An 18,047-nucleotide genomic window follows, 5' to 3' on the forward strand; every position below is an offset into this window, starting at 1 on the left:
ATGAAAACGCTTGTAGGTCAAGAACGTACTTTAGGCGGTCTTCCAATGGGAGTGGTTTGGGGGTTTGTTGCAACGTTAATTTTTATGGCTGGTGACGGTCTTGAGCATGCATGGTTGTCTCCCTATCTGATTGAAAAGGGATTGACCGTTCAACAATCAGCCACTCTTTTTGCTGTTTATGGAGCGATCTTAGCTATCGCGTCTTATTTTTCTGGTGTACTCACCGAGATGTGGGGACCGAGGAAGGTAATGGTTATCGGTCTTGTTACTTGGTTAATCGGTCAGGTACTATTCATTGAATATGGTTTGAAGTTAAACAATTACGCTATTATGCTCCCGACTTATGGGATTCGTGGTTTAGGTTATCCTTTATTCTGCTACTCTTTCTTAGTGTGGGTTACTTATCGCAGTCCAGAGCGGATTCTGGCAACAGCTATAGGATTGTTCTGGGCAGCGTGGAGCGGCGGACTTTATGTTGTAGGAAGTTATTTTCCAGCTTACATGCTTCCGAAGATCGGATATATCGGTTTATTGTGGAGTGCTGTAGCTTGGGTGTTAGTCGGAGGAATTGTTGGTCTTATTGTAGTAAAAGGTGATGTAAAAAAGGAACAAAAGGGAGATCCAAAGGAAAAGCTAAAGAGCTTAATGAGTGGATTTACCATTTGTGTCGAACAGCCGAAAGTGGCGATCGGCGGCGTGGTTCGGATTATCAATTCAACAGGGATCGGTTCACTGCCAATCTTTTTCCCAATGTACTTGAAGTCCAATTACGGATTCACAACTGAACAGTTTTTACAAATGTGGGGAACCATGTGGTTTGCAAATATAATCTTTAACCTAATCATTCCTTACATCAGTGATAAATGGTTGGGCTGGAGGAAAACCATTCAATGGCTTGGCAGCTTCGGTATGGGCGTTATGTTACTCGTCTTACTTTACACACCTGAAGTATTTGGCAGCAGTTTCTTGGCTTTAAATATTGCTGGTATTTTTATGGGAATTGTTCTTTGTGGTTTCGTTCCGCTTTCAGCATTGGTAGCATCACTTGCTCCTGAGAAAAAAGGATCGGCGATGGCGATTGTAAGCTTTGGTGCAGGAATGTCTTACTTTATCGCACCGGCAATCGTTGGGCTATTTATCGGACTTATCGGTGCAAAAGGGGTTATTTGGATTTTCGCAGGCACGTATTTCCTTGGTGCTTATTTAATGAAGTTTATGAAGCTTCCTTCCGAAGAAAATAATAAAAAAGAAATCGTATTAGAAAAACACGCAGGTAAGTTTTTTAGAAATGCGACCAATCAAATTAAGGGGGATGTACCATGATTATCATTCACGCAAACATAAAGGTGAATGAGCCTTATCGTGAAATATTCTTGGAAGAGGCAAGACTTGTAACAAAACAGTCACAAGCGGAGTCTGGAAATATTAGTTACCAATATTATGAAAATCCTGAAGAGGTGAACAGCTTTATCTTTGTTGAGAAATGGAATGATGAAGAAGCGATTCAACTGCATGAGGAAACCTCTCATTTTAAGAGATTTATTAATGTAGTTGAACCCATTGTTGCTGAACCTATCCATGCAGAATTATTTGAGGCTTCAATAAAAAGATAATATTGAACAAACATAAGGTTTAACTCCGATCAATGTATCAGCTAAGGAAGCTTATCAGGTTAGTAAAGAAAGGTATGGATGAAAAAATGAATCTGGAATTAAAAAATAAAACCGCACTTGTGACTGGTAAAGGTATTGGGAAAGCAATTGCCATGGCGTTTGCGGAAGAAGGTGCCAACGTTGTCATACATGTTGATAGTTCGCAAGGAAAGGGAACTATATTTACAATTTCCTTTCCTCCTACGCTTATCGTGAACAAATTGTGACAATCGAATTTGGGTTGTTGCAAATTTATGTGTAATCGATTACAATAAATCTTGTAAGCGATACAACATCTATTTTCTTGTCAGATAGTGAAGTCTAGTTATAGATAGGGATAATTCATTACTCTCTTATAGGAAACAGTATTTCATCTGTAAACAAAAAATGTAATGGATTACATTAGGATTTTTTATTACTTTGCTTAAATATTAATATTATTGATGGTGAAGAGTAATGATTTTAGAGAAAATGTAATCGATTACTAACTTTGAAGAGCGTTTGCCTCGGTTTTTCTATGATGAAATATGGCACACTAAATTCCAAAAGATATGGAGGTAATTAAATGAAATTAGGTTATCAAACAAATACTTGGGGCGGCGTAGTTGGTCATCCAGCGGGTGTTACTTCTGTTAAGGATTCTTACTACCTTGCTTACGGATCAACAGAAGAGGCATTAAAGGATATTTCCGAAGCTGGCTATGATGGCTTTGAAATCTTCGATGGCAACTTGATGGAATATAAAGATAAAAAAGATGAGTTTTTAAAATTGATGAACGAGCATTCTTTAACTTTGGTTGGTGTTTATACAGGCGGGAACTTTATTTTCCCTGATATTTTAGAAGAAGAATTAATAAAAATTGAAAGTGTAGCGTCATTCGCATCAGAAGTAGGTGCAGAGCATCTTGTGATCGGCGGCGGAGCAGTACGTGCAAACGGGATTCTTGAAAGTGATTATACCGCTCTTGGTAATGCGCTTAATAAAGTAGTAGAAATTGCTGAAAAATATCATCTTGTTGCAAGTTATCACCCTCATTTAGGAACGAATGTTCAGGCTCCTGAACAACTAGATAAATTAATGCCATTAACTAAAATTAATCTTTGCCCAGACACAGCTCATATCGAAGCAGGCGGTGGAGATCCTGTGGCTGTCATTAGAAAATATGTGGATCGTATCAAGTATGTGCATTTCAAAGATTATGCCAATGGAGATTTTTTACCATTAGGTGAAGGGCATCAAAAATTTGATGAAATGGTTAAAGCATTAGAAGCGGCAAACTATGATGGCTGGATTACGGTTGAGTTAGACAGCTACCCAGATCCAAAACAAGGGGCTAAAATCAGCCGCAGCTATTTAAATCAATTTGATAAAGTAAATCAAGCATAAACGCTTCATCAATTAGGAATATCAAACTATTTAAAAATAAGAAGATAATAGTGGGAGGATACTAAGATGAAAAAATTAAACGTAGGTATGATCGGCGGAGGATTTATGGGTAAGGCGCATTCACTTGCATATGCAGGAATGCCAATGTTTTTCTGGCCAGCACCAGCAATTCCTCATCGCCATACAGTAGTTGACGTTAACGAAGGATTGGCTAAAGATGCGGCAGCAAGATTAGGCTTTGACAACTATGCTACAGATTGGAGAGAAGTTGTTAACAATCCGGAAATAGATGTGATTGATATCGTAACTCCAAATAATACTCACGCAGAGATTGCGATTGCAGCTGCAAAAGCTGGAAAGCACATTATCTGTGAAAAGCCATTAGCATTAGGTGCTGAACAAGCGAAAGAAATGTTAGAAGCAGTAAAAGCAGCAGGTGTGAAACACGCGGTTGCGTTCAACTACAGAAGAACACCAGCTGTTGCCCTTGCAAAGAAATATATTGAAGAAGGAAGAATTGGTAAAGTTCTTAGCTTCCGTGGAACATACTTACAAGACTGGTCAGCTGATCCGAACTCTCCATTATCATGGCGCTTCCAAAAGAAAATCGCTGGGTCAGGTGCTCTAGGTGATATTGGTACACACGTAGTTGATTATGCCCGTTACCTTGTTGGCGAAATCACAGATGTAAATGCGATCACAAAAACATGGATTCCTGAAAGACCGATTCAAACTGGCGGCATTGACAAGTTAGGTACAGTAAAAGCCGGTGGCGACGATGTACCTAAAGCAGCTGTAGACGTTGATGATGAATTTATTACGATGGTTAAATTTGATAATGGTGCAATCGGAACGATTGAAGCAACACGTAATGCGCATGGCCGCAACAACTTCCTAACTTTTGAGATTCATGGTGAAAAAGGTTCTTTATACTTTAACTATGAGCGCCGTGACGAACTTCAAGTTTGCTTCGCTGATGATCCAAGTGATGCAAAAGGATTTAGAACGGTTTACTCAGGACCAACTACTCCTTACGGTGAAGGGTTATGGCCAATCCCTGCTCTAGGTATCGGTTACGGCGAAACAAAGATCATTGAAACTTATGATTTCTTTAAAGCGATCACGGAAGGTACTGAATTCTCACCTAACTTCAATGATGGCTACCAGATTGAATTAATCGCAGATGCGATTCTTGAATCAGCCGATAAGGGTCAATGGATTAATCTTGAAAAAACAGCTGCAGCTGTAAAATAATGAGAAAAAAGCGAATGCCCGCTCCTAGCTGGCTCTAGCTACACACACAACTCAAACTACGAAAAGAGGCTTCTCAATTGAGGAGCCTCTTTTGTAAAGATGCCGCTTTTCGGAGCAGGAAAACATGAAGGAAATGAGTGAATCGTTATGGGAGAAAATTGGCTAGTAGGTGTTGATATAGGTGGCACCACGATTAAAATGGCATTTATTAGTTTGTCTGGTGACATTATTTGTAGTTGGGAGATCGATACTAACATTAGTAATAAAGGCAAACACATACCCGCATCCATTGCGAAATCTATTGACGAAAAGTTGAAAGAATTCAATCAAACCAAAAATCAGTTAGTTGCAATCGGAGTTGGTGCGCCAGGCCCAGTGAATGAGGAGGACGGCTCCGTTGAAGTGGCAGTGAACCTGGGCTGGGAACGATTCCAATTACAGACTATCCTCGAGAGGGAAACATCTCTGCCGGTTGTTGTCGACAACGATGCAAATATAGCAGCAATCGGTGAAATGTGGAAAGGTGCGGGTAAAGGGGTTAAAAACTTAATTTGTGTTACTTTAGGAACAGGTGTTGGTGGCGGAATTATCGTTAATGGCGAGGTTGTACATGGGGTAAATGGAGCCGGTGGTGAAATTGGCCATATGACTTCCGTACCGAAAAACGGAGCACCATGTAACTGCGGGAAATTAGGATGTCTGGAAACGGTAGCGTCAGCGACAGGAATGGTCCGCTTGGCAAGAGAAGAATTAGTTTCTTCAAATGAGAGTAGCTGTTTACGACATTATAAGATACATCAAACCTTGTCCGCCAAGCACGTTTTTGATGCGGCGAAGGAGGGGGATGTACTTGCTAACCGAGTCGTTGAACAGGTTGCCTTTCATTTAGGATTCGCTCTTTCAAATTTAGCGAATGGCTTAAATCCTGAAACAATTGTGATTGGAGGCGGGGTTTCAAAAGCTGATGATACCTTGCTGCGACCGTTGAAGGAGCAGTTTGTTCAATTTGCTTTTCCGAGAGTGGCACAAGGTGTCGAGATTGTGACTGCTACACTAGGTAATAACGCAGGGGTTATTGGTGGAGCTTGGCTGGCGAAGGAAAAAATGATCAATCAGCCTGTATTTCAATGATAATTCTTTTAAAAAGACAAAGGCGAAAACACAGTCTTCGCCTTTGTTCTATTTACCATTTTCATTGTATATTTGAAATTACAAAAGTGAGAGTGCAGATTTATTCGTGATTTTAAAAAGACTTCTTTATTACTACGTGTGTAAGGATCCTATATTATTTATACCGATTTGATGGCTTACTTAGTTTCTTTAGAAGTACTTCCGCTGCTATTTGAAATGGGTTGCTAAACAAACAGAGTTCAACTTTTATTTAGCTTTGCTTCCGAAAGGGAATGGATTAATCCTACTTAAGCAAAATTTACAAGCTGCCTTAAATTGGATTGAATCGACCAAATGAGAATTTGAAGCAATTCTTTGAAGGTCATCATCTTATTTTAGAGATCCTAAACCTTCATTCGATGCAAAAAGGAGAAGGATATAAGATCATGCAGAAGGTTATAAGTTTATCAAAAAAATAGATTCTCCTATCTGCTTATGGGCAGAAACAGAAGAGAACCTACAATACTTTGAGCGTTATGGATTTGAAAATTATGGGGCGTTAGGGGAAAATAATGAAATTTTAATGGTTTTGCATAACAAATAAAGGGATTGATTGAAGGCAGCTATTTAGCTGCTTTTTATTGTTTGCATTAAATTAGGAAATAAATTTATGTTGCATCCTAGATTGTTGAATAAAAGTTGCTTTAACTGATTTTTGCTATAAGAATGTACCGCTTCCTTATGTTTTTTTAAAGCGTTTGTCACCTTTGCCACCTTATTCACCAATTTGAGAGAAATGGATTTACAACATGAAGGATTTTGAGAGATAAAAAAAGTCTAATTCCCTCCACATTTTTACCGAGGAATTAGACAAATGGTCTTCAACAATCGTGCCCGATTTCATGAAAATAAATACTTATTAATACTAAGAGAGTTCCATCAGTATATCAGTTTTGAAAGCTTTCATTGACGACTACATCTCGTTTTGTCTTCCTCTTTTTTGCAAAGTAAGAGAATAAATAACAACCTGTTATGACAATGATACTACCAATTCCTTGTAACCAAGCCAGTTGTTCACCTAAAAAGAGAAAGGCTAAAATCGCAGTAAATATTGGATTAAAATTTAGAAAAAACTCCTGATGTAGTTGAACCAAAATTTTGAACGCAAATATTCCAAAGTAGCATACAGACCACTGTTGAGATGACTCCTATAAAAATAAGCGCACTTAAGAAAGAAGGAATTATATTCGAAACTGTGAAACTAGGGACGCTGGAAGGTAGGAGAACAATCAGTCCAAAAATAGCAGAGTAAAAAGTAGACATCAAAGCTGACGTTTTGGTCATAGCCCATTTGCTGCAAATAGTATATATACCCCATACACATACAGCAGCAATCATCTATAAATCACCTGTATTAAAATCCCGTGAAAGCAAGTAGTCTATTTTACCCTTTGAGAGTACAAGAATGACACCAAAAAAGGAAAAAATCATTGAGAAAATTTGTAGCCTATTAATTTTTTCTTTCAAAAATATAGCTGAACAAACAGCAATAGAAATCATATTTAACGTAGATAGTAATCCAACATTTGTGGCGGTTGTCTGCTCTATTGCTAAAAATTGCATAAGGTTAAATAGAACAACACCAGTTAACCCCATTAAAAACAAAGGAAGTATAGCATTTCGTGCGGTAGAATCCTTTTTTCCTTCCACCCTAAAAGAGGTAAAAGGCAAACAACTGCAATAATCCATCTTATGGTAGTTAAGGTGATTGGAGAAGCATATACAACAAGAAATTTACTAACAACAAAATTCTCTGCCCAAAATAAATAGGTTAAAAGCAGCAAGACATAATATTTAATCGACATTTCCTTCTAGTCCCTTCTTCCAATATCACTGATCAAAGTGCTATACCTTTTAGCCTTTTTCCAGTGGTATATATCATTCACCTTAAATAATTTTAACCTTTCTATCCCAAAACAGCGTTTGTTTCTGTTAATTAAATAATTCCAGGCACCTTTTCACCATGCTATCTTGGGTCAAGGTGCCTGTCCCTCCGACCCTTTTGGAAAATGGGATTGCATTCTTTTGGAAGAAGGAGTAGACTTTTTAATAATATAATATTTAAGTATCGGGAGTCTGAGGTATCAGGCTGAGAGTACGGCTAATCTGCCGTAGACCGTTTGAACCTGTTGGGTAATGCCAGCGTAGGAAAAGTGACGAAAGTCTAATCAATGCACTTTGCTTACGCAGAGTGCATTTTTATTATGTTCAGAAATTTTACTATGTTCGGAAAGGATTTGAAGCAGATGAATCAGCAGCAGGACATTATTCAGAATCTTACTAGTTTTATAGAAAATAATCCTTCCTCAGATGAGGATTTCAATGATTTGGCCTTACAGATTTTCTCTTATCAATATCAAAATAACCTACCTTATCAGGCCTTTTGCAGGCAAAAAGGGAAGACTCCAAGACTTGTAAAAACATGGAGAGACATTCCCTTTGTACCGATTAATGCGTTTAAAGAGGTGCCATTAAGCAGTACGGATCCAGAAGCCGCGGAAGCTGTTTTCATGACAAGCGGTACGACCAAAGGGATTAGAGGCAAGCATTACCACCCAACGCTAGAAATATATGATTTATCCATGACGGTAAATTTCAAGAAAAGATTTATGAAAGAAACAGAGAACATTCGAATGGGTGTCCTTTTTCCAACCGAAAAAGAATTGCCGAATTCATCCTTGGCCCATTATTTAGCGCTTGCTGTCCAAGAATTTGGAACGGAAGACAGCCATTATTTATTAACTGAGAGCGGATTGGATTTGGACCGATTGCTAGGTGAACTGACCCATGCTGAGGAAATAGGAGAACCATATGCTTTAATTGGAGCAAGCTATAGTTTTGTCCATCTGTTCGAAGAATTAGAGAAAGTGGGTAAGACGTTTTCGTTGCCGAAAGGAAGTAGAATACTAGATACCGGCGGCTATAAAAATCAATCAAAAGAATTAGAATTAAACGAATTCTATCAACTGCTGTCGACTTTTTTAGGGGTGGACAGGAGAGATTGTATCAATATGTATGGAGTGACGGAGCTAAGCACGCAATTTTATGATGATGGAAATGATGTCGTTCCTTCTGTTAAGTCAGGACCAAACTGGATCAAAACGAGAGTCATCAATCCTTTAACAGGAGAAGAGGTTGAAAAGGGTGAGCGCGGCGTTCTTGTCCATTGTGATTTAGCCAACTTCAATTCTGTGACAACGATCCTTACAGAGGATCTTGGCGTACAAACGGATGATGGATTCCTTCTATTAGGAAGAGTGAAAGGAGCAGAAGCAAGAGGATGTTCCATTGCGGTTGAGGAGTTTATTCAGTTTACGAGAGGGTCTGCAAAATGAAGGAAGTAGCTGGGTATATTCCAGATATCGGAGAAGAGGAGTTCGAATGGAAGGTTTTGCAGTTCGGAGATTTAGAAGTAAGGATCCCGCTGCTTACTGAGGAGCAAATGAATCTGGTCATCGAAACGGTTAAAAAGGGAAGTGAGGAGATATTAAAATCCCTTACAATTTCAGAGATTGTAAATATCATTGACAGGGTAACAGACTGTTTACTAGACCGAAATTCATCCTATCGCCAAAAAGCGGAAAAGCTGCTTCCGATTGTAACAGGCTATGATGAAGAAATGATTCGGCTTGGACTTACTTCTTACTTAAAGTCCTTTCGCAAGCATGAGCTCCAGCGTTTTCTTGTAGAGGATCTGGGCAATCCTTTATTGCTTGATGATTTTCAGCCGCGAGTGAAAGGCGGGTTTTCAAAAGCAGTAGGCCCGGACTTAATCACACATGTTTGGGCAGGGAATGTTCCAGCCTTGCCGCTATGGAGCTTTGTTTCAGGCCTCTTGGTAAAAGCAGGAAACATTGGAAAAGTGTCGAGCGGTGAGCCCCTTTTTGCAAGCTGGTTTGCTCAGCTTTTAGTGGAAGTGGAGCCGAGACTAGCTAATTGCTTCGCAGTCGTGTGGTGGAAAGGCGGCGACGAAGAGCGGGAGAAATCTTTATTCCGACAATCTGACCTTGTCATTGGGTACGGCGGGAATCATTCGTTGGAGTCACTTCAAAGTCGGATTCCGATTACAACCCGTTTCTTACCTTTTGGACATAAAATCAGTTTTGGGCTTGTTTTACATTCGGCACTTGATTCGCAAAAAGCATGGCGAACGGCCCATCAAGCGGCACTTGATGTAGTCCGCTATGACCAGCAAGGCTGTTATTCACCACATCTCTTTTATGTGCAAACTGGCGGAAATGTATCACCAAAGGAATTTGCACGGTATATGGCTGGGGAGTTGGAGAATTTTTCTAAAAGGTATCCGCGAAGAAGGCTTTCAATGGAAGAATCATCGTCAGTCACCGCATGGCGGCAAAAGGAAGAAATGAGCCTTTTTTCAAATCAGAATAAAGAGGTACTGGGGAACTCGGCCAATCACTGGAGTGTTGTTTATGAAGAGGATGGGGTGTTTGCTCCCAGCCCTTTAAATCGAGTCATTCGTGTCATTGCTTTTGAAAAAGTGGAAGATATTCTGCCGTCGATGAAGCCTTACCGGTCATTTCTGCAAACTGCTGGAATTGCTGCCTGTCCAAAGGAACTGTTTAGGTGTGCAGAGATTCTCGGCCGTATAGGGGTGACACGTATGACGGCTTTAGGAAGGATGACCGCTCCAGAACCAGGCTGGCATCATGATGGGCGGTTTAATATCACGGATTTGATTCATATGGTAGACATCGAATCCTCAGCGGAAGAAGCTAGTGAAATATATGCTCCTTATGAGGATTAGGAGGTTTTTAGCATGAGTTTTTTAACGATAGAAGATGTGTCCTATAGTTATCAGGGGAAGAAGCCTGTGATCGATAAAGTAAACTGGAAAATTGAAAAAGGGGAGTTTCATTGTTTGCTAGGAAAAAGCGGCTGCGGCAAAACGACCCTATTAAAGCTCGCTGCGGGTTTGCTTCATTCTGATAATGGAAGGATTATTCTTCAGGGAAGTGAAGTGGAAAAACCTTCTCCAGAATGCGGGTTTGTGTTTCAATCCCCGACCCTTTTGGAGTGGAAAAGTGTCATTGATAATGTGCTGCTTCCTGTTACGCTTAAACGAAAAAGAACGAAGGAAGATTGGAACCAGGCTATGGAGTTATTGGAGCTTGTTGGATTGTCAGATTATCATGACCGATATCCTTCAGAATTATCAGGCGGACAGCAAAGCCGCGTCGCGATTGCTAGGGCTCTTGTTCAAAAACCGTCCCTGTTGTTTTTAGATGAACCTTTTGCAGCACTGGATGCCATTACAAGAGAAGAGCTTCAAGATGACCTTTTACGACTGTGCAGTTTACACAATACAACCGTTCTTTTTATTACGCATGATCTTTCTGAGGCTGTGTATTTAGGTGATGTAGTAGCTGTCATGGAAAAAGGAGAAATTGTCTTTCAATCAAGAGTAGAGCTTGAAAGGCCAAGAACGATGAGAATGAGATATGATCCCTATTTTAATGAACTTTGTTTAACGTTACGACAAGTGATGGGCGGGGAACGTGTATGAAAAAAATGCCCTTGTATTCATTCTTATTGTTAATTCTACTGCTTGTCATATGGGAAATCGCAGCTGGGACAATGTCAGAGCTTGTGCTGCCGGCACCATCTGTGATAGGGTTTACCCTTTTAGATGGAATAAAGAGCGGGTATTTCACCGAGCATATCATTCGAACCTCATCAGAGGTTTTGCTTGGGCTGCTTTTTGGCGGTCTCTCAGGGCTTATCATTGGGATTCTCATGGGCGAGATCACGTTTTTACGAAAGCTTCTTTTTCCTTATATTATTGCTAGTCAAGCCGTTCCGAAACTCGCATTAGCCCCTCTTTTCATTCTATGGTTTGGGTTTGGAATGACGTCGAAAGTGGTCATCACGGCATTAGTTTGTTTTTTTCCGTTACTGGAGAGCACCGTTACTGCTATTCAATCAAGCGATAAGCAAAAACTAGAACTGTTCACAATGCTTAATGCGTCACGGCTGCAAACATTGATCCATTTAAAAATCCCTGCCGGAATGCCGGGAATATTAGCCGGATTGCGTGTTTCCGTTGTATTAGCAGTAGTGGGAGCCGTTGTCGGGGAGTTTATTGGTGGAAGTGAAGGATTAGGAGCGCTCATTATTGCTTCTCAAGGAATGATGGATACACCGCTAATGTTCGCTACGTTAATTTTATTAACCCTGATGGGGATGATTCTCTATCAGATGATTGCTTTGTTAGAGAAAAAGTGGTCAAAGCCATATAAAAAGGAGATTTAACTATGAAATTGAAAGCTTTATTAGTGTTTGCGGCTCTTCTCTTATTTGTCACTGCTTGCGGTGCAAAAGAAGAGGAAGGCACGGCACAGAAAAAAGAAGAAATGCTGCCGATTACAGTGGCAAACTGGAGTCAGCTGATTACTGAACAAACGAATTTGTTAGTTGATGAACAAAAAGGTTTTTTTAAAGAGAAAGGACTTGATGTTAAGGTAGTTCCTGGCGCCGGCGGCGGAGATGCTATTAAAAATATTCTCTCTGGACAAGCCGACATTGCCTTTACTGATCCAGGTTCGCTGTACTTCGCGTTAGACCAGGGGGAAAAGTTAAAAGTGATTTATAATATTTACCCTCAGAATGTATTTAATGTGGTGTCGCTAAAAGAAAGCAACATTACGAAGCCGGAAGATTTAAAAGGGAAAACGATTGGTGTCTATAGCTTGTCTAGTGGAACACGTCAAAATTTATTAGTCCTTTTGCACAAGGCGGGCCTCACTGAGAAGGATGTCAACATTGTTGAAGTAGGCATCTCGAATTTTGCCCCGTTAATGCAAGGACAAGTAGATGCCACGGCGGCCACCGATACAGGGTTATTCATGGCTAAACAAAAAGGGTTGGGCGATGTGAACGTAATGGATGTAAAAGATTATTTAAACATCCCAAGTGACGTATTCGTTGTCACAGAGAAAACCTATGAAGAAAAAAAGGATGAACTTCAAAGATTTATAGAGGCTTACCGAAATAGTGCCCAGTGGATGCTGGAAAATCCAAAGGAAGCGGCAACTATTGCGAAAGAAGTTGCGATTGATGGCAAAGATGAAAAAGTAAATGCAGAGATCATAAAATTGCGAAATGCTTCGAGCGTTTCGGCTGATACAAATGAGGAGAACTTAGGAGCGCTGAATGCCGCCATTTTACAGGAAGGGGCGGACACGTACCAACAATTAGGATTAGTAAAGAACAAGCTTGAATTGGAAAAGGTTGTAACAGAGGAATTTACGGGGGAAGAAAGGCAATGATGAAATTTCAAGGAAAAGTTGTCATCGTCACTGGTGCCAGCCGCGGAATTGGAGCTGCCATCTCCCGTGCTTTTGCAAGGGAAGGGGCTTTTGTCATCATTAATTATCTTCAAAATAAAGAGATGGCAGAGCAAGTGGCAGCAGAGTGTATCGAGCTTGGCGGCGATGGCTGGGCCGTCCAGGGAGATGTCACCTCAGAATCGGCCGTCAATCAATTAATCGAACAAGTATCATTGGAAACCGGAAGAATAGACGTTGTAGTCAATAATGCATTTAAACCGTTCAAATTTGATCCAGAGCAGAGAAAATTGGCATGGGAGCTAAAGTGGGAGGATTATCAAGCACAAATTGATGGAGCTGTTCGCTCGACACATTATATGTGTCAAGCAGTTCTTCCCATAATGAAAAAACAATCCCAAGGAAGCATTGTTAATGTGATTAGTAACTTAGTAGAAAGACCCATCGTTCCGTATCATGAATATAATACGGCCAAAACGGCTTTAATGGGCTACAGCCGAAATTTAGCTGCAGAACTCGGATCCTTTGGAATCAGGGTGAATTGCGTCGCACCCGGCCTGGTGTATCCAACAGATGCCAGCAGAACGACAAAAGAAGAGCTGAAGGAACTGATCATTGCCCAAACACCATTAAGAAGAATTGCTTCTCCAGAGGATATTGCAGGTCCCGTGATGTTCTTAGCCTCTGATTGGAGTCAATTTATGACAGGGCAGACTTTGTATGTCGATGGTGGATTTGTGATGTGAAATCAAGGTGTGAGGAGCCATCCGTTTTTGGATGGCTTTTGGTGCTAAGCTTTTTTGCTTCCCTTTTTCCACCCATTCCACAAAGTAGTCCTGCACCATAAGGGAAAAATGGTATGATTAAACTATATAGGGCGAATATAGCAAATATACTACTAATCGAAAAATCACGACATCGTAACATGAAAAGAGGAATCCAAATGGTTAAGCAAGGTATCTACGAGCAAATCATCAATCACAAATTAAAAACCAAACTGGCCTTGTTAAATTGAATATCAAGGAGTAAAACATCATGAAGCTGTTGATATTTTTGGTGGAGAAGAAGCAATTAAAATACTAGTAAAAAAAGATAAAATAAAAAAGATAGATTTTAACAAAATAATATACCACTTCTTGTTATAGATTACTGGGATTTTGATAATATTGAGGATATATTGACCAAAGAACTATTGTCATAAAATTTTTAAAAAAACAACTAAAAAAATTTACTTAACTTTAGAATTATAAAAAAAGCTATGTGTTTTTAACGCGTTCTCATTAGGGAAGCGTATTTTTTATGCTCAAATTTCATAAAGGATTACAAATATGCCTCTTATTTTTTAACATCTATAATATCTTTTTTATAAAGCTAATGGTACAAAATATTAAAAAGTAAATTTGTGAATCCTTTATAGATTCATATGGTATTTATCGGTAATTAGATAATTATACCATTTTACTGAAATAGGGACCAATCTATGTCCTTTTAGTTTTGATTTATAAAAGAAACAAAAAAAATAGCAGCGAAGTAATCCATATGAAAATACAACACTGCTTAATTACTTTTTGAAATAAATTATGGAGGAGATTTTAAAAATTTTTGATCGTTAATAAATATTTACAATTGGAAATAGTTTATGTATTAATATTAGTTAATCCATTACCTTCTTTGATTTAAAATATTTATTGATAATGATTTTCATTATTGGTTATACTGATAAAAGAGAAGGCAACCAAAAGAAGTTGCCTTCAAATGAATTAGATTTTTGGTTCAAAAGTTTTGCAATCTGTTTCTGCAGAAGTAGAAGCATGATGTTCTTTAGAACGATTTACAACATAAATAGAAGACGCATTACATAGGTTTCCTGCTCCCCAATAATTACAGCTATTCACTTCACATTTTACATCCTTTGCCACATTAAACACCTCCCTTTATATCTAATTATTTTCAAAGGAAGGTGTTTTAATACTGTTTTTTTAAAAACTATCACTTAATTAAAATTGTTATTAATCAATATGGCCCGATTGTTCAATAGTAAGTTATTCTCTAGATTATCTAAAGGAATGTCTCAATTTTGGAGACATTCCTTTTTTCTAACCAATAATATTTAAATCCTTCTTAAACAAATGGGCTCTTTTCTTGAACAAGCCAGTAGCTTTATATTGGAAAAAGTGAGTTATAAATAAGCTGCTATTCTAGTTAGGCTGCTTGAAATCTCTCTGAGCTCCCCTATAGCTTCCAATAAGATTTTGATAACCAGGAAGATGGCTAGAAATTAAAGTGCCAAAACCTTCAACATCATTGCGCCAATCACGTTGTAATTCGCACGCTATGCTAAACCAGTTCAGAAGTTGCACCCCACCATGGGCCATACGCGTTAATGCCGCATCCGCTACTTGTTTACTGAATGTTCCAGAAGCATCAGTAGCAACAAATACTTCATAACCAGCGTTCACAGCAGAAAGTGCAGGAAATGCAACACAAACATCTGTTACTACGCCCGCAATGATCAGTTGTTTTTTTCCAGTTTCTTCGATTGCTTTGACAAAATCTTCATTATCCCATGCGTTAATTTGTCCAGGACGAGCTATTTTTGGGGCATGAGGAAAAAGTTCAACCAATTCTTGCATGAGTGGCCCGTTAGGCCCATTTTCAAAGCTTGTTGTTAAAATAACTGGTAAATCAAAAAATTTAGCAGTGTTAGCAAGAGCCATAACATTGTTCTTGAATTCATCAACACCATAATCACGCACAAGACCGGAGATAAGGCCGGTTTGATGATCAACTAAAAGAACCACAGCATCATCTTTATTTATACAAGAATAGAAATCAGACATTTTTTTGTCCTCCCTTTAATTAAGTATAAGTATTCGAATGAAGATTAATAGAATCGAAAATGAAAGTTTAACTCCTTCGTTATTCCAATGTAATAGTATGGATTACTGGTATTCATTTTTTATAAACTCATTATGTATCAGTAGTATTTATAAAAAACAAATCATTGATAATGCTTGATCTCGGCAATTAATCTAGAACTGGAGTGTGATCAATCCAGTGAATAAATTGGTGTAAATATTGTTGAAGATAACGTTTGGTTTGTTCGTCTGTCAGGACTTTCTGATCAGAATCAATCTTTTTATGTACTTGGGAAATCAACATTTTTTGAAATGGAAGAACATGAACCTGCATAGCCTCTAGTACTTGTTTGATTTGCAATTGAGCAAAGACAGTACCTAATCCTCCAGGAGTTGCACCAATTAAACCAACCGGTTTTCTGCTAATAACAGCGGATTCCAGAGGTCTTGATGCCCAGTCCAATGCATTCTTTAATACACCTGGGATTCCAGAATTGTACTCTGGACTTACAATAATGATACCGTCAACGTCCTGGATAGCAGATTTAAATGATGTTACTGTTTCTAAAATACTTATTTCTAAGTCTTCGTTGAACAAAGGCAGATCATTAATCTCGATCCAACGAAATTGATGCGAATCATCCAGCTCTGTTAATGATTGAGCAATGATTCGATTATAAGAGTTTTTTCGTAAACTTCCACAAATAAGGCCGATGATCTTGGTCATACATTTCCTCCTTGTTTTTAATCTTTTTACGTTACCATAATATACCAAAAGAGAAAAAATGATATTATTCCTAATTTTCAGTTTATTAATTCAATAAAGTGTTTATTACAAAAAATCTAGATGTAAGGAATTCTTTTTAGTTTTCTATTATTTTGCTCGTGTTTTGCAAGCTATGGCAAATGGTCTATGTCAAAATTTTCTTCCAATTACTAAATATTTCTAGCATACTGGTAACTATAAAGAATTGGGGAGGGAGTGCAGCAAATGGAAGAAAAGAAAGTGACGTGGTTAGAACTCTTCTATGATTTGTTATTTGTGGCAGCGGTTGCTGCTGCGACTCATGTTTTACTTCATGTTGAAGATAGTCATATCCATACAGAGTATTTAGTCAAGTTTGTATTAATTTTTATTCCTATTTGGTGGGCTTGGGTAGGTCAAACCATCTTTGTTAACCGGTTTGGAAAAGATTTATTTCATCAAAGAATCTTTTTGATCCTGCAAATGTTTTTTGTCCTAATTATGACATCAAGCTTATCAGCTGATTTTGATCCTAATTATCTTTCATTTTTAATTGGTTATATTGGCTTAAGAGCCATGACTGCGATCCAATATCTTATTGTCCAGCGAATAGAAACGGGAGTTCGAAAGTTAGCAGCCCTCTTTTTGGGAAGGTATTTTTGGATTGGAATCGTCATTTCATTATTTTCTGTCTTTTTTGATTCTTGGGTTCGATATGCTGTGTTGTATTCGGGCATTCTTATCGATATCATAGTCCCAATTTTAGGACGAAAGTGCTTAGAAAAAGTTCCCCCAAATACGGCACACTTATTAGAGCGATTTGGTTTATTTACCATTATTCTTTTTGGGGAAGCGCTTATTAGCACTCTTGCGGTCATTCAGCCTACACAAGGAAATTGGAATTCAATAAACTTTGCGATCATTTCATTTATCCTCATTATTTCGATGTGGTGGCAATATTTCGATAACATGGAGAAGAAACTAGACAAGTCTTTACAAACATCCGGCCAAATCATTATTTATGGTCATCTGTTTATTTTAATGTCTTTGAGCATGATTGCAGCATCTATCAGACTATTGTTTTTACATGAGGTCAATTACTCATTTATCCTATTTTTTGTTTTTAGTTCTGTATTGCTCTATTTTCTGTCAACTAGCTTTGTTTTCCATCAATATAGATATGTGCACCACCGATTGAAAATTTATCATTTAGGGTTATTATTAGGAATTTTAGCCGCCTTTTTTATTATTGATTTGGTTATTGTAGTACCAAATATTTTAATAATAGCTGAATTAACCTTGTTTTTTATTATCTTAACTAAACTAACTACTTCTAATAAAAAGCAAACGTTGGAGAATCATCCAAGTATAAAAGATGTTTAATAGGGGTTACTGCCAAAAAGCATACTTTATGACATGTTGGAAATCATGTATTATTTCCGTGTCAAAAAGTGTGTTCTTTAATTTTGAAATATTTATTATTGTTGATTAACTTTTTGAGATAGTTTAATAGTTTTTCAGAAGAAGTTGATATTAAATGAAATTACTAATTGTGGTCTCTAACTCATCTTGAATGATTATCTTTTTATCGTAAGGATCAATTTTTGTGACGGGTCCAATCTTTGTTGTAAAAAAAGCCATTTTTCCATGTAGTGATTTCTAATAAGGTATTGA

At 38.2% G+C, this 18,047-nt stretch carries 16 protein-coding genes and 1 pseudogene; 13 read left to right on the top strand and 4 right to left on the bottom strand.

Annotation, left to right across the window (positions count from 1 at the left end; genetic code table 11):
- From R4Z09_RS11520 to R4Z09_RS11545, 6 genes are all read left to right on the top strand, one after another.
- Positions 1-1,323: an MFS transporter gene (locus R4Z09_RS11520; protein ID WP_338452451.1), complete on the top strand. Its 1,323-nt coding sequence runs from the start codon at positions 1-3 to the stop codon at positions 1,321-1,323.
- Positions 1,320-1,613 carry a putative quinol monooxygenase gene (locus R4Z09_RS11525; RefSeq protein WP_338452452.1) on the top strand — a complete coding sequence of 98 codons (294 nt, stop codon included), beginning with the start codon at positions 1,320-1,322 and terminating at the stop codon, positions 1,611-1,613. Before R4Z09_RS11520 ends, R4Z09_RS11525 begins: the two co-directional genes overlap by 4 nt.
- An 86-nt stretch (positions 1,614-1,699) precedes the next feature.
- Entirely contained in the window at positions 1,700-1,879 is a 180-nt protein-coding gene (locus R4Z09_RS31050) for a hypothetical protein (protein WP_422392264.1), read from the top strand.
- 338 nt (positions 1,880-2,217) lie between these two features.
- Positions 2,218-3,039, top strand: coding sequence for a sugar phosphate isomerase/epimerase (locus tag R4Z09_RS11535; RefSeq protein WP_338452453.1), 822 nt, complete (start codon positions 2,218-2,220; stop codon positions 3,037-3,039).
- A gap of 66 nt (positions 3,040-3,105) precedes the next feature.
- On the top strand, positions 3,106-4,293 hold the full coding sequence (locus tag R4Z09_RS11540; protein ID WP_338452454.1) for a Gfo/Idh/MocA family oxidoreductase: 1,188 nt from the start codon (positions 3,106-3,108) through the stop codon (positions 4,291-4,293).
- Between the two features lie 147 nt (positions 4,294-4,440).
- On the top strand, positions 4,441-5,424 hold the full coding sequence (locus R4Z09_RS11545) for an ROK family glucokinase (RefSeq protein WP_338452455.1): 984 nt from the start codon (positions 4,441-4,443) through the stop codon (positions 5,422-5,424).
- 926 nt (positions 5,425-6,350) lie between these two features.
- Here R4Z09_RS11545 and R4Z09_RS11550 read toward each other — a convergent pair.
- Positions 6,351-7,268, bottom strand: a pseudogene (locus R4Z09_RS11550) (DMT family transporter).
- A 441-nt stretch (positions 7,269-7,709) separates the two neighbouring features.
- On the opposite strand from R4Z09_RS11550, the gene R4Z09_RS11555 reads away from it, so the two are divergent.
- The 6 genes from R4Z09_RS11555 to R4Z09_RS11580 are packed head-to-tail and all read left to right on the top strand — an operon-like array spanning position 7,710 to position 13,516.
- Positions 7,710-8,798, top strand: coding sequence for a long-chain fatty acid--CoA ligase (locus R4Z09_RS11555; protein ID WP_338452456.1), 1,089 nt, complete (start codon positions 7,710-7,712; stop codon positions 8,796-8,798).
- Positions 8,795-10,231, top strand: coding sequence for an acyl-CoA reductase (locus tag R4Z09_RS11560; protein WP_338452457.1), 1,437 nt, complete (start codon positions 8,795-8,797; stop codon positions 10,229-10,231). Before R4Z09_RS11555 ends, R4Z09_RS11560 begins: the two co-directional genes overlap by 4 nt.
- 12 nt (positions 10,232-10,243) lie before the next feature.
- On the top strand, positions 10,244-10,990 hold the full coding sequence (locus tag R4Z09_RS11565) for an ABC transporter ATP-binding protein (protein ID WP_338452458.1): 747 nt from the start codon (positions 10,244-10,246) through the stop codon (positions 10,988-10,990).
- Positions 10,987-11,736 carry an ABC transporter permease gene (locus R4Z09_RS11570; RefSeq protein ID WP_338452459.1) on the top strand — a complete coding sequence of 250 codons (750 nt, stop codon included), beginning with the start codon at positions 10,987-10,989 and terminating at the stop codon, positions 11,734-11,736. Before R4Z09_RS11565 ends, R4Z09_RS11570 begins: the two co-directional genes overlap by 4 nt.
- 2 nt (positions 11,737-11,738) lie before the next feature.
- Positions 11,739-12,752, top strand: a complete 1,014-nt coding sequence (locus R4Z09_RS11575) for an ABC transporter substrate-binding protein (RefSeq protein ID WP_338452460.1) — start codon at positions 11,739-11,741, stop codon at positions 12,750-12,752.
- On the top strand, positions 12,749-13,516 hold the full coding sequence (locus R4Z09_RS11580) for an SDR family oxidoreductase (RefSeq protein WP_338452461.1): 768 nt from the start codon (positions 12,749-12,751) through the stop codon (positions 13,514-13,516). Before R4Z09_RS11575 ends, R4Z09_RS11580 begins: the two co-directional genes overlap by 4 nt.
- Before the next feature lie 1,014 nt (positions 13,517-14,530).
- On the opposite strand, the gene R4Z09_RS11585 is transcribed toward R4Z09_RS11580, so the two are convergent.
- The 3 genes from R4Z09_RS11585 to R4Z09_RS11595 all read right to left on the bottom strand — a co-directional run bounded on the left by R4Z09_RS11585 (position 14,531) and on the right by R4Z09_RS11595 (position 16,355).
- Entirely contained in the window at positions 14,531-14,689 is a 159-nt protein-coding gene (locus R4Z09_RS11585; protein WP_338452462.1) for a DUF1540 domain-containing protein, read from the bottom strand.
- Positions 14,690-14,968: 279 nt separating this feature from the next.
- The gene (ycaC, locus tag R4Z09_RS11590; RefSeq protein ID WP_338452463.1) at positions 14,969-15,610 is read right to left on the bottom strand and encodes an isochorismate family cysteine hydrolase YcaC; all 642 of its coding nucleotides are present in this window, start codon (positions 15,608-15,610) and stop codon (positions 14,969-14,971) included.
- A 187-nt stretch (positions 15,611-15,797) separates the two neighbouring features.
- Positions 15,798-16,355: an NADPH-dependent FMN reductase gene (locus tag R4Z09_RS11595; protein WP_338452464.1), complete on the bottom strand. Its 558-nt coding sequence runs from the start codon at positions 16,353-16,355 to the stop codon at positions 15,798-15,800.
- 264 nt (positions 16,356-16,619) lie between these two features.
- On the opposite strand from R4Z09_RS11595, the gene R4Z09_RS11600 reads away from it, so the two are divergent.
- Complete coding sequence (locus tag R4Z09_RS11600) at positions 16,620-17,756, top strand: low temperature requirement protein A (RefSeq protein ID WP_338452465.1); 1,137 nt, start codon at positions 16,620-16,622, stop codon at positions 17,754-17,756.
- Positions 17,757-18,047 lie beyond the last annotated feature (291 nt).

Source organism: Niallia oryzisoli (assembly GCF_036670025.1).
In the GTDB taxonomy this organism is placed as follows: Bacteria; Bacillota; Bacilli; order Bacillales; family Cytobacillaceae; genus Bacillus_BD; species Bacillus_BD oryzisoli.

Coding starts and splice junctions, on each gene's coding strand:
- R4Z09_RS11520 (WP_338452451.1), top strand. CDS start 1: ATGAAAACGCTTGTAGGTCAAGAACGTACTTTAGGCGGTCTTCCAATG.
- R4Z09_RS11525 (WP_338452452.1), top strand. CDS start 1,320: ATGATTATCATTCACGCAAACATAAAGGTGAATGAGCCTTATCGTGAA.
- R4Z09_RS31050 (WP_422392264.1), top strand. CDS start 1,700: ATGAATCTGGAATTAAAAAATAAAACCGCACTTGTGACTGGTAAAGGT.
- R4Z09_RS11535 (WP_338452453.1), top strand. CDS start 2,218: ATGAAATTAGGTTATCAAACAAATACTTGGGGCGGCGTAGTTGGTCAT.
- R4Z09_RS11540 (WP_338452454.1), top strand. CDS start 3,106: ATGAAAAAATTAAACGTAGGTATGATCGGCGGAGGATTTATGGGTAAG.
- R4Z09_RS11545 (WP_338452455.1), top strand. CDS start 4,441: ATGGGAGAAAATTGGCTAGTAGGTGTTGATATAGGTGGCACCACGATT.
- R4Z09_RS11555 (WP_338452456.1), top strand. CDS start 7,710: ATGAATCAGCAGCAGGACATTATTCAGAATCTTACTAGTTTTATAGAA.
- R4Z09_RS11560 (WP_338452457.1), top strand. CDS start 8,795: ATGAAGGAAGTAGCTGGGTATATTCCAGATATCGGAGAAGAGGAGTTC.
- R4Z09_RS11565 (WP_338452458.1), top strand. CDS start 10,244: ATGAGTTTTTTAACGATAGAAGATGTGTCCTATAGTTATCAGGGGAAG.
- R4Z09_RS11570 (WP_338452459.1), top strand. CDS start 10,987: ATGAAAAAAATGCCCTTGTATTCATTCTTATTGTTAATTCTACTGCTT.
- R4Z09_RS11575 (WP_338452460.1), top strand. CDS start 11,739: ATGAAATTGAAAGCTTTATTAGTGTTTGCGGCTCTTCTCTTATTTGTC.
- R4Z09_RS11580 (WP_338452461.1), top strand. CDS start 12,749: ATGATGAAATTTCAAGGAAAAGTTGTCATCGTCACTGGTGCCAGCCGC.
- ycaC (WP_338452463.1), bottom strand. CDS start 15,610: ATGTCTGATTTCTATTCTTGTATAAATAAAGATGATGCTGTGGTTCTT.
- R4Z09_RS11595 (WP_338452464.1), bottom strand. CDS start 16,355: ATGACCAAGATCATCGGCCTTATTTGTGGAAGTTTACGAAAAAACTCT.
- R4Z09_RS11600 (WP_338452465.1), top strand. CDS start 16,620: ATGGAAGAAAAGAAAGTGACGTGGTTAGAACTCTTCTATGATTTGTTA.